This is a genomic window from Arthrobacter sp. NPDC057013 (assembly GCF_042674585.1).
In the GTDB taxonomy this organism is placed as follows: domain Bacteria; phylum Actinomycetota; class Actinomycetes; order Actinomycetales; family Micrococcaceae; genus Arthrobacter.
Window position 1 is genome coordinate 20,133 of record NZ_JBHUSE010000011.1, and the last position, 10,148, is coordinate 30,280.

Annotated in this window: 11 protein-coding genes; 2 read left to right on the forward strand and 9 right to left on the reverse strand. The window is 67.4% G+C overall.

Features of this window, described 5'->3' with window-relative positions; translation table 11 throughout:
* Position 1: 1 nt before the first annotated feature.
* Entirely contained in the window at positions 2–901 is a 900-nt protein-coding gene (gene purU / locus ACFTSA_RS14925; RefSeq protein WP_377952257.1) for a formyltetrahydrofolate deformylase, read from the forward strand.
* Between the two features lie 164 nt (positions 902–1,065).
* On the opposite strand, the gene bcp is transcribed toward purU, so the two are convergent.
* The 9 genes from bcp to ACFTSA_RS14970 form a co-directional block, all read right to left on the reverse strand.
* Positions 1,066–1,545, reverse strand: a complete 480-nt coding sequence (gene bcp / locus ACFTSA_RS14930; protein ID WP_102971521.1) for a thioredoxin-dependent thiol peroxidase — start codon at positions 1,543–1,545, stop codon at positions 1,066–1,068.
* Between the two features lie 84 nt (positions 1,546–1,629).
* On the reverse strand, positions 1,630–2,340 hold the full coding sequence (locus ACFTSA_RS14935; protein ID WP_377952258.1) for a winged helix-turn-helix domain-containing protein: 711 nt from the start codon (positions 2,338–2,340) through the stop codon (positions 1,630–1,632).
* Between the two features lie 10 nt (positions 2,341–2,350).
* Positions 2,351–3,694, reverse strand: a complete 1,344-nt coding sequence (allB, locus tag ACFTSA_RS14940; RefSeq protein WP_377952259.1) for an allantoinase AllB — start codon at positions 3,692–3,694, stop codon at positions 2,351–2,353.
* Complete coding sequence (locus tag ACFTSA_RS14945) at positions 3,687–4,895, reverse strand: glycerate kinase (protein ID WP_377952261.1); 1,209 nt, start codon at positions 4,893–4,895, stop codon at positions 3,687–3,689. Before ACFTSA_RS14945 ends, allB begins: the two co-directional genes overlap by 8 nt.
* A gap of 47 nt (positions 4,896–4,942) precedes the next feature.
* A complete protein-coding gene (gene gcl / locus ACFTSA_RS14950) occupies positions 4,943–6,721 on the reverse strand; it encodes a glyoxylate carboligase (protein ID WP_377952262.1) in 1,779 nt (592 codons plus the stop codon).
* Positions 6,722–6,853: 132 nt separating this feature from the next.
* Positions 6,854–7,732, reverse strand: coding sequence for a 2-hydroxy-3-oxopropionate reductase (locus tag ACFTSA_RS14955; RefSeq protein WP_377952263.1), 879 nt, complete (start codon positions 7,730–7,732; stop codon positions 6,854–6,856).
* Positions 7,733–7,777: 45 nt separating this feature from the next.
* Complete coding sequence (locus ACFTSA_RS14960; protein WP_377952264.1) at positions 7,778–8,578, reverse strand: hydroxypyruvate isomerase family protein; 801 nt, start codon at positions 8,576–8,578, stop codon at positions 7,778–7,780.
* A 233-nt stretch (positions 8,579–8,811) separates the two neighbouring features.
* Entirely contained in the window at positions 8,812–9,225 is a 414-nt protein-coding gene (locus ACFTSA_RS14965) for an SRPBCC domain-containing protein (RefSeq protein ID WP_377952266.1), read from the reverse strand.
* Complete coding sequence (locus ACFTSA_RS14970; RefSeq protein WP_377952268.1) at positions 9,222–9,551, reverse strand: ArsR/SmtB family transcription factor; 330 nt, start codon at positions 9,549–9,551, stop codon at positions 9,222–9,224. Before ACFTSA_RS14970 ends, ACFTSA_RS14965 begins: the two co-directional genes overlap by 4 nt.
* Before the next feature lie 374 nt (positions 9,552–9,925).
* Here ACFTSA_RS14970 and ACFTSA_RS14975 point away from each other — a divergent pair, with 374 nt between their 5' ends.
* Positions 9,926–10,132: a hypothetical protein gene (locus ACFTSA_RS14975; RefSeq protein WP_377952269.1), complete on the forward strand. Its 207-nt coding sequence runs from the start codon at positions 9,926–9,928 to the stop codon at positions 10,130–10,132.
* Positions 10,133–10,148: the final 16 nt, after the last annotated feature.

Here is a 10,148-nt window from a genome sequence, read left to right on the forward strand (position 1 = left end):
AATGACTGCTATTCAGACTGAGAACCGCGCCTCCGGGCAGGCAAACAGCGGCGTCGAGCACGTCCTGACCCTGGACTGCCCCGAAGGCCCGGGCATTGTGCACGCCGTTTCCGGCTTCCTGCTGGAATACGGCTGCGACATCATCGACAACAAGCAGTTCGGCGACCGGTCCGAGGGCCACTTCTTCATGCGTGTGCACTTCGCGTCCGACGGCAACGAGTCCACGCTGGAGCAGTTGCGCGCCGGGTTCGCCCCGGTGGCGGAGAAGTACAACATGAAGTGGCGGCTGGAACGGAACGGATCCCGCCGCAAGGTGCTGATCATGGTCTCCAAGTTCGGCCACTGCCTCAACGACCTGCTCTTCCGGGCCCGTGTAGGCGAACTGCCCATTGAGGTTGTGGGCGTGGTGTCCAACCACACGGACCACCAGGCCCTCGTGGACTGGCACGGCATCCCGTTCTTCCACATCCCGGTCACCGCGGCCACCAAGCCGCAGGCCGAGGCGCGGCTGCTGGAAATCGTGGACGAGCTCGACGTTGAGCTGGTGGTGCTGGCCCGCTACATGCAAGTCCTCAGCGACGACCTCGCGCGGAAGCTGGACGGCAAGGCGATCAACATTCACCACTCGTTCCTGCCGTCGTTCAAGGGCGCAAAGCCGTACCACCAGGCCTACGCCCGCGGCGTGAAGACGGTGGGCGCCACCGCGCACTACGTGAACGCGGAACTCGACGAGGGACCCATCATCGCCCAGCAGGTGGTGGAGGTGGACCACACGTTCGGCCCCGAGGACCTCGTCGCCGCCGGACGCGACACCGAGTGCAAAGCGCTCAGCAACGCCGTCCGCTGGCACTGCGAAGGCCGCATCATCCTCAACGGCAACCGCACTGTGGTCCTGAAGTAGGGGACCGTCTCTCAGCACCTGCCGCTTATTGAAGGACGCTCTCTCAGCTCCTGCCGCTTAAACCGAAACCCTCCTGCAGTCCATTGCAGGAGGGTTTCGTACTAGGCTGCGGAACTGAGAGAGCGTCGGTGGATTTGCTGCAGCAAGTGAGAGAGGGTTGTGCGTTAGACGCCGAGCTGTTCGCGGAGCGCCTGGACGTGGCCCTGCGCCTTGACCTGGTATTGGGCCAGCGTGACCTTGCCCTCGGGGTCCAGGACCACGGTGGAGCGGACGATGCCCTCGTGGACCTCGCCGTCGATGAGCTTCTCGCCCCAGGCACCGTAGGCCAGCGCCACGGCGTGATCCTCGTCAGCCAGCAGCGGGAAGGTCAGCCCGAAGTCGCCCGTGAAGTTGGCCAGCTTCTCCGGCGCGTCGGGGGAGATGCCCAGCACCGCGTAGCCGGAGCCCTGGAAGGAGGCCAGATTGTCGCGGAAGTCGCAGGCCTCGGTGGTGCAGCCGGGGGTGGCGGCCTCGGGGTAGAAGTAGACGATGACGTTCTTGCCGCGGTAGTCGGCCAGCGCGGTCTGCTTGCCTTCTGCGTCCTGCAGGGTGAAGTCCGGCGCCTGGGTTCCGGGCTGGAGCTTGGTGGTCAGTTTGGGGCTCATGGCATTCCTTCTGATGGATCTGGGTCAAGCGAAAAATCTGGTCAAACGCAATGACTGATCGGACTGATATGGATAACAGCAGCCCTAGATACTGTATTCCGCCGGGCCGCGCACGGTGGCCGCGGGTCCGCAGATGAAGCGGTAGCCGCCGCCGCGGACCGTGGCGATCGCGTGCCGGCCGCCGCGCAGCTTCCGCCGCACCCGCCCCACGTAGACGTCGATGGAACGGGTCGCGGCGCCGGGACTGTCGAACGCCTCCAGGAACAGCCGCAGTTCCTCCCGGTCAACGGTCCGTGAGCAGTGCTCCACGAGGTAGCGCAGCAGTTTGAATTCGACGCCGGTCAGCGGCACCGGCTCGCCGTCCAGCAGCACTTCGGACTGGGCCAGGTCCACGGCCACGCGGCTGACGTGCCCGGCCGACGGCGGGAGGTGGGTGGCGCCGCCGTCGTCCGTTTCCGGGGACTCGCCTTCCGAGGAGTCCGGTTGGGAGTCCTCCCGGGAGGACGACGGCGGCACGGGAGTTCCGCCGTCGGGCGCACCAATGGCTTCCCCCTCCCCTGGGGGCGTGCCCGGGTGGGTCCCGGCGGCGGAAGTAGCAGCTCCGGCGGCGGGCCAGTGGACTTCCGCCTCCGGAGCAAATTGAAGGGCCCGCGCCAGCACCAGCTCGGCGGCCCGGGCCAGGACGTCGGGAGCGATGTCCTGGCCTTCGGGCGGGGCTACCCAGACGGCCAGGCCGTGGGCCTTGGCGAAACTACGGACCGACGTGCCGCGCGGTGAATGGGCGTGCACAGCCACCGCGCGGCCCTCAGATGCCGCCGCGGCGGATCAGCTTGCCGCTGGGGGTCTGGCCGTCCACCACGTTGCCGCGCAGGTACGTGCGGCGGACCACGCCGGAAAGTGCCTTGCCGTCGTACGGGGTGATGGGGTTCTTGTGCTTCAGCTTGGACACGTCCACCACGAAGGCCTCGTCCTGGGCGAAGACGGAGAAGTCGGCGTCGTAGCCGAGGGCAAGCTGGCCCTTGTTGGAGAGGCGGGCCAGGGCGGCAGGCTTCTCGGCCATCCACGACACCACCTGCTCCAGCGGGATGCCGCGGTGCCGGGCCTCGGTCCAGATCAGGGACAGGCCCAGCTGCAGCGAGGAGACGCCGCCCCAGGCCACAGCGAAGTCGCCGTTTTCCAGGTCCTTCAGGTCCAGGGTGGACGGCGAGTGGTCGGAGACGATGCAGTCGATGGTGCCGTCCTGCAGGCCCTGCCAAAGGAGTTCGCGGTTGGAGGCCTCGCGGATGGGCGGGCAGCACTTGTACGCGGTGGCTCCGTCGGGGATTTCCTCCGCCATGAGGGTGAGGTAGTGCGGGCAGGTCTCCACGGTGAGGTGCACGCCGTCGCGCTTTGCCGACGCGATCATGGGCAGCGCGTCCGAGGAGGACAAATGCAGGATGTGGGCGCGGGCGCCGGTCCAGCGGGCGCGCTCGATCACCTCGGCGATAGCCTTGTTCTCGGCGCCGCGGGGGCGGGAGGCCAGGAAGGTGGAGTAGTGGGCGCCGCCGGGGTGGGGAGCGTGGTCGATGGCGTGCGAGTCCTCGGCATGGACGATCATGAGCGAGTCGAAGGACTTCAGCTCACGCATGTCCTCCTCCATCTCGTCCGCCTCCAGGTGCGGGAACTCGTCCACGCCGGAGTGCAGCAGGAAGCACTTGAAGCCGAAGACGCCCTCGTCGTGCAGCGGGCGCAGGTCGGCCTTGTTGCCGGGGATGGCGCCGCCCCAGAACCCGACGTCCACGAACGCCTGGTCCTCGGCCACCTCGCGCTTGAGCTTGAGTCCGTCCACGTTGGTGGTGGGCGGGATGGAGTTCAGCGGCATGTCGATGATGGTGGTGACGCCGCCGGCGGCCGCGGCGCGGGTGGCGGACGCGAAGCCTTCCCACTCGGTGCGGCCGGGCTCGTTGACGTGGACGTGGGTGTCCACGAGGCCGGGGATCAGGGTTTCGTCGTCGGCCAGTTCGACGACCTCGGCGCCGGCGAGGCCGTTGCCGAGCGGTTCGAGGGCGACGATCTTGCCGCCGCGGACCCCCACTTCACGGGCGGCGATCCCGGCGGTGGTGAGGATGCGCCGGCCCCGGATGACCAGGTCAAAGCGTTCTTCAGACATTCAGGGGCTCCTTCGTATTAACACTGTCGGTCAGGTGCACGCCGATGTGCTGACCCAATTCTTCAAGCAGTCGGCCTGCTTCAGCCATACATATCTCTACTCTGCTTTCCAGCGCCGTCAGAGGGTAGACCTGCCGGAAACCTGACCCCTGCTGCTGTTCCGCCGAAAGCGTGGTGCGGCCGCAGACGGCGAGCACCGGAAGTCCGGCACCGGCTGCCGCCCGGGCAACGCCCATGGGCGTCTTCCCGAGCAGGCTCTGTTCGTCGAGGCTGCCTTCGCCGGTGATGACCAGGTCCGCGCCCTCCAGCCGTTCTGCCAGCCGGGTGAACTCGAGTACGACGTCGATGCCCGGGCGGCGTGATGCCGCCAGCGCCGCGATGGCGGCGTAGCCAACGCCGCCGGCCGCTCCGGCACCCGGTGCGTTGGCGGCCTTGACGGCCCGGGGGCCGATCTCCGCGGCAAGGACCTGGACGAAGTTGGCGAGGGCGGCGTCCAGTTCGGCGACGTCGGCGGGGGTGGCGCCCTTCTGAGGTCCAAAGATGGCCGCCGCGCCTTCCGGTCCGAGCAGCGGGTTGTCCACGTCGCTCGCGAGGACGAAGCGGGATTCCTCCAGCCGGGTGTCGAAACCGGAGAAGTCGATGGATGCGAGGTCCGCGAGGGCGGCGCCGCCGGGGGGCAGTTCGTTGCCGGCGGCGTCGAACAGCCGGGCGCCGAGTCCCTGCAGGACGCCTGCGCCGCCGTCGGTGTTGGCGCTGCCGCCGACGCCCAGGATGATCTGCCGGCAGCCTGCGTCGAGCGCCGCGCGGATCAGTTCACCGGTGCCCAGGCTGCTGGCAGTCCGGGCGGAAGCGGAACCCGGCCGCCCGCCGTCGTGCTTGGAAAGAGCGGTGGCCGGCAGGACGGCGAGGCCGGATGCCGCCGCCATTTCGATCACGGCTTCCCGGCCGCGGACCGCGAACTCCGCCGTCAGCGGCTGTCCGGTGGGGCCGCTGACCACGGCGCGGCGGCGGGTGAAACCGGAGCCGACGGCGGCGTCGAGGGTGCCCTCGCCGCCGTCGGCCACGGGAATCCGCAGTACCTCAAGGGTTTCGGGGCGGCCCGCTGTGGCGGAGCCCTTCCGGAGCCCTTCTTCAAGGTGCCGGGCGACGTCCGGGGCGGAGAGTGAGCCCTTGAACTTGTCCGGCGCGATCACGATGCGCATTGCTAGCCTATCTTCGGTACTTTTGGTGCGGCTGGATTTGGACTGTATTAGTCCTGTAGGGCCAGGATGGCGGTGGGGGCGTCGGCGGCGGTTGCGGCCAGTTCCTCGAACTCGTTCACGGCGTTGATCTCCAGGCCCATGGAGATGTTGGTGACCTTTTCCAGGATCACTTCAACCACCACGGGAACCTGGAACTCGCCCATCAGTGCCTTGGCCTTGTCGAACGCGGCCGGCATGTCCTCGGGGCTGGTCACGCGGATGGCCTTGCATCCCAGACCCTCAACCACCTTGATGTGGTCAACGCCGTAGCCCTCAGTTTCCGGGGAGTTGATGTTGTCGAAGCCCAGGGACACGTGGTAGTCCATGTTGAACCCGCGCTGGGACTGGCGGATCAGGCCCAGGTAGGAGTTGTTCACCACCACGTGGATGTACGGCAGGTTGAACTGCGCGCCCACGGCCAGTTCTTCGATCATGAACTGGAAGTCGTAGTCGCCGGACAGCGCCACCACGTTCTCACCCGGCTTGCCGCGGACGACGCCGAGGGCGGCCGGGGCGGTCCAGCCCAGCGGGCCTGCCTGGCCGGCGTTGATCCACTTGCGGGCCCCGAACACGTGCAGCATCTGGGCGCCGGCGATCTGGGACAGGCCGATGGTGGACACGTAGGTGGTGTCCTTGCCGAAGGCCTTGTTCATCTCCTCGTACACGCGCTGCGGCTTCATGGGCACGTTGTCGAAGTGGGTCTTGCGGTGCAGGGTGGCCTTGCGCTCGGCGCACTCGGCAACCCAGCCCTTGTAGTCCGGCAGGGTTCCGGCGGCCTGCCGCTCGCGGGCGATCTCCAGCAGGCCGTCCAGGGCGGCGCCGGCGTCGGAGGCAATGCCGAAGTCGGGGGAGAACACGCGGCCGATCTGGGTGGGCTCGATGTCGATGTGCACGAACTTGCGGCCGGCGGTGTAGGTGTCCAGGCCGCCGGTGTGGCGGTTGGCCCAGCGGTTGCCGATGCCGATGACGAAGTCGCTGCGGAGGAAGGACTCGTTGCCGTAGCGGTGGCTGGTCTGCAGGCCCACCATGCCGGCCATCAGCTCGTGGTCGTCTGGAATGGCGCCCCAGCCCATCAGCGTGGGGATCACCGGAACGTTCAGCAGCTCGGCCAGCTCCACCAGCTGCGCGGAGGCGCCGGCGTTGATGATGCCGCCGCCGGCCACGATCAGCGGGCGCTCGCCTGCCGCCAGCATGTCCAGGGCCTTCTCCAGCTGCTTGCGGGAGGCCTTGGGCTTTTCGACGGGCAGCGGCTCGTAGGTGTCGATGTCAAATTCGATCTCGGCCATCTGCACGTCGATCGGCAGGTCCAGCAGGACCGGGCCGGGGCGGCCGGAGCGCATCAGCTGGAAGGCCTTCTGGAAGGCGCCGGGAACCTGGCCGGGCTCCAGGATGGTCATGGCCATCTTGGTGACGGGCTTGGCGATGGACTCGATGTCCACGGCCTGGAAGTCTTCCTTGTGCAGTTTGGCAACGGGGGCCTGGCCGGTGATGCAGAGCATGGGGATCGAGTCGGCCCACGCGGCGTACAGGCCGGTGATCATGTCGGTGCCGGCGGGGCCGGAGGTGCCGATGCAGATGCCGATGTTGCCGTCCGCAGCGCGGGAGAAGCCGTCGGCCATGTGGCTGGCGCCTTCAACGTGGCGGGCCAGGGTGTGGCGGATGCCGCCGTGGGCCCGCATGGCGGAGTAGAACGGGTTGATCGCCGCACCCGGCAGGCCGAACGCCTCGGTGGCGCCCTCCTTTTCCAGGATGGCGATGGCAGCGTCTACGGTGCGCATCTTGGTCATGGTGTGCTCCTAAAAAGTCTGTTTTTGGGTGTGCTGAAGTGGCCCCGCGACTGTCGCCGGGCAATGAAGGGGGTGCCGCCGTCGTTCCTCCCGGCGGCTGGCTGGAAGTTCGGGCTGATACTCCCGGCCCGTTTATTTTCGACCGGAGAGCTGCAGGACCTGCTTGAAGAGTCCCGAGTGGTCCAGGCCGCCGTCGCCCTGGTTGACGGTGGCGGCGACGAGCTGGGCGACGACGGCGCCGAGCGGGATGGAGACGTTGGCTTCGCGGGCGGCGGAGGTGACAATGCCCAGGTCCTTATGGTGCAGGGCGAGGCGGAAGCCGGGGTCGAAGTTGCGGTCGAGCATCTTCTGGCCCTTCTGGTCGAGGACCTTGGAGCCGGCCAGGCCGCCGCCGAGGACCTTCAGGGCGGCGTGGGTGTCCACGCCGTAGGCCTCGAGGAAGGCGATGGCCTCGCCGAGGACCTCGATATTGACGGCGACGATCAGCTGGTTTGAAGCCTTGACGGTCTGGCCGGAGCCGGAGGGGCCGACGTGGACGATGGTCTTGCCGACGGCGTTCAGGACGTCCTGGGCTGCCTCGAAGTCTTCCTTCTCGCCGCCGACCATGATGGAGAGGACGGCGTCGATGGCGCCCTGTTCGCCGCCGGAAACCGGGGCGTCGAGGGGGCGGATGCCGGCTGCGGTGGCTTCTTCCGAAAGGCGCTTGGCGACGTCGGGGCGGATGCTGGACGCGTCGATCCAGAGGGTGCCCTGCTTGGCGTTGGCGAAGACACCGTCGGGGCCGCTGACCACACCCTCGACGTCGGGGGAGTCCGGCACCATGGTGATGACGACGTCGGCGTCCTTGACGGCGTCGGCGATGCTGGACGCGCCCTTGCCGCCTTCGGAGACGAGCTTGTCGATCTTGTCCTGGCTGCGGTTGAAGCCGGTCACCGTGTGGCCGGCCTTGACGAGGTTGATGGCCATGGGCAGGCCCATGATTCCGAGTCCGATGACTGCAACGTTGCTCATGTTGGTTCTCTTTCTGAAGTCTGTAGCTTTGCGCGGGAGCGGGGACTAGTTGGCGGCGTGTTCGCGGATCGCCCAGCTGAAGGCGGTTTCCTGCGGTTCCTTGTACTCGAGGCCGATGCAGCCGCTGTAGCCGAGTTCGCGGCTGCGGGCGATCCACTCGCCGAGGGGAAGCTCGCCGGTTCCGGGAGCCCCCCGGCCGGGGTTGTCGGCAATCTGGATGTGGCCGAAGTCCTTGGCGTGGTTTTCGATGACCGCGGCGACGTCGTCCCCGTTGACGGCCAGGTGGTAGAAGTCCGCCAGCAGCTTGATGTTCTGTGCGCCGGATTCCGCCTTGACCCGGGCGATCACGTCGAGCGCGTCCTGAGCCTTGAGGAGCGGGTAGCGCGGGGCTCCGCTGACGGGTTCGAGGAGGACGGTGCCGCCGATCCGGGCCACGCCTTCTGCAGCGGCGGCCAGGTTCTTGGCAGCCAGTTCGTCCTGCTCCTCCGGGCTGAATTCCTCCTGGCGGTTGCCGTAGAGGGCGTTGAAGGCCTTGCAGCCGAGGCGCTCACCGATGCCGGCGACGACGTCGATGTTGTCCTTGAATTCGCCCTCACGGCCCACCCAGGAGACCAGTCCGCGGTCGCCGCCGGGCATGTTGCCGGCATTGAAGTTCAGGCCGGAGAGCTGGACGCCGGCGTTGGTGATAGCGCGCTCGAAAGCCGTGGTCTCCGCGTCAGAAGGGACTGAGTTCTCAAAGGGCCACCAGAACTCGACGGCGTCAAAACCGGCCGCCTTCGCGGCTGCCGGGCGCTCGAGCAGGGGCAGCTCCGTCAGGAGGATGGAGCAGTTCACTGTGTACGTCATCGTAGGTCCTTCCGGGGAGGGGCTTTGATCTATCTTCCCCGCTTCTCGGCTGTTCCCGCCGTTTCCGCTTTGTGGAATTTAGATTCTGCTTTATGAAAAGTGTAGGGAAGGGGTGGCGGGGTAGTCAAGGGGAGCGTTGTGCGGGTCAGTACTCGGAGGTGGAAACACGGAAGGACCGGCACGCGGGGTGCCGGCCCTTCCGATATTGCGGTCTGTAGTTTTTGGTTGCGGGCCTAGGCCCGCGCTGCGTCCACGAGAACCTCGTCGATCCGGGACAGCACGCCCGGCCAGCCGCTGCCCATGCCGTCGAATGCCTGCTGGCCCATCGGGGTGTCCAGCCTGAAGCCGGTGTGCTCGAGATGCAGGACTGTTCCGTCTTCCACGGTTTCAAGCGTCCACGTGACGGTGGTGTCCAGGGCACCTTCGGCGAAGAGGAAGCTGATGGACGTGCCGGGATCGACGCTCAGGACTTCGCACTGCTGCTGGCCCCACGCGCCCATGTCCAGCGTGAAGCGGTGCCCGACGGTGGGGGCGATGTCGCCCGGCGCCCACCAGCGTGCGAGCAGGTCCGGCGTGGTGAGTGCCTTCCAGACGGCCGCGGGCGGGTGCGGGAAATGCCGCGTGAGGCGGATCGTGTTGTCGGTCATGTTGGTTTCTCCTCGTTCGGTGGATTGCCGTCCAGCAGGTTGCCCAGCGCGTCGAGGCGCCGGTTCCAGTAGTGCTCGTAATGCCTTAGCCAGCCGCCCACCTCGGCCAGGGCGGCGGCCTGCAGGTGGTACACGCGGTGCCGCCCCTGCCGTTCTTCCCGGACGAGCCCCGCCTCGCGCAGCACGGCAAGGTGTTCCGACGCCGCGGACCGGCTCTGCCTGAGCAGGCCCGTAAGATCACCCGCCGTGCGCGGTCCATTGCGGAGTTCGTCGAGGATGGTGCGCCGTGCCGGGTTGGCTAAGGCGCCGAAGATGTCGGGGGGCACACCTGAAGAATATGTCGGAAATTTCCGAAATGAAAGCCGGCTGTAGTGACCGGCCACTGAACCCTCGCACATCTGCACCACCATCCCGGCGTCGCTGGTCCCGCGCCCGCGCCAGTCACGCCCCGGCCGGTGCAACGGCGGGTCGAAGCGGTGAGATTTGCCGGGGTATACCCCTGTCTGCGTGGGCCCAGGGCTCGTAAAATAAAGGTGGGGCCGACGGCAAGAGCCCCGGAGAGCGATCCTTACGAGCCCGGGGCGCCTTCCCAACCGCCGCCGGCCCTTATAAATGCCGCCAGTCAGTGCCCCAGGTTCCGATCCGGTCACGCTCCGGCAACGGCTCTTCCCGCAAGATCACGCCCATGTGACCATTGGGCATGAGCGAGGAACTTACGGCGGCGGCACCCTCCGGCGGTGGCGCGCCCCGAAATCGACCAGCCGGACTGATTCATTCCGAAGGCTCCCAGGCGACACGGCAGATGCGCGAGCAGGCCAGACGGCGCCGGGAAGCAGAAGCGAAACTGCAGCTGCACCTTCAGGAAACCCGCAAGAAGTCAGCAGGCGCAGCGGACCCGGCACTCTGACTCGACCGAACAATGA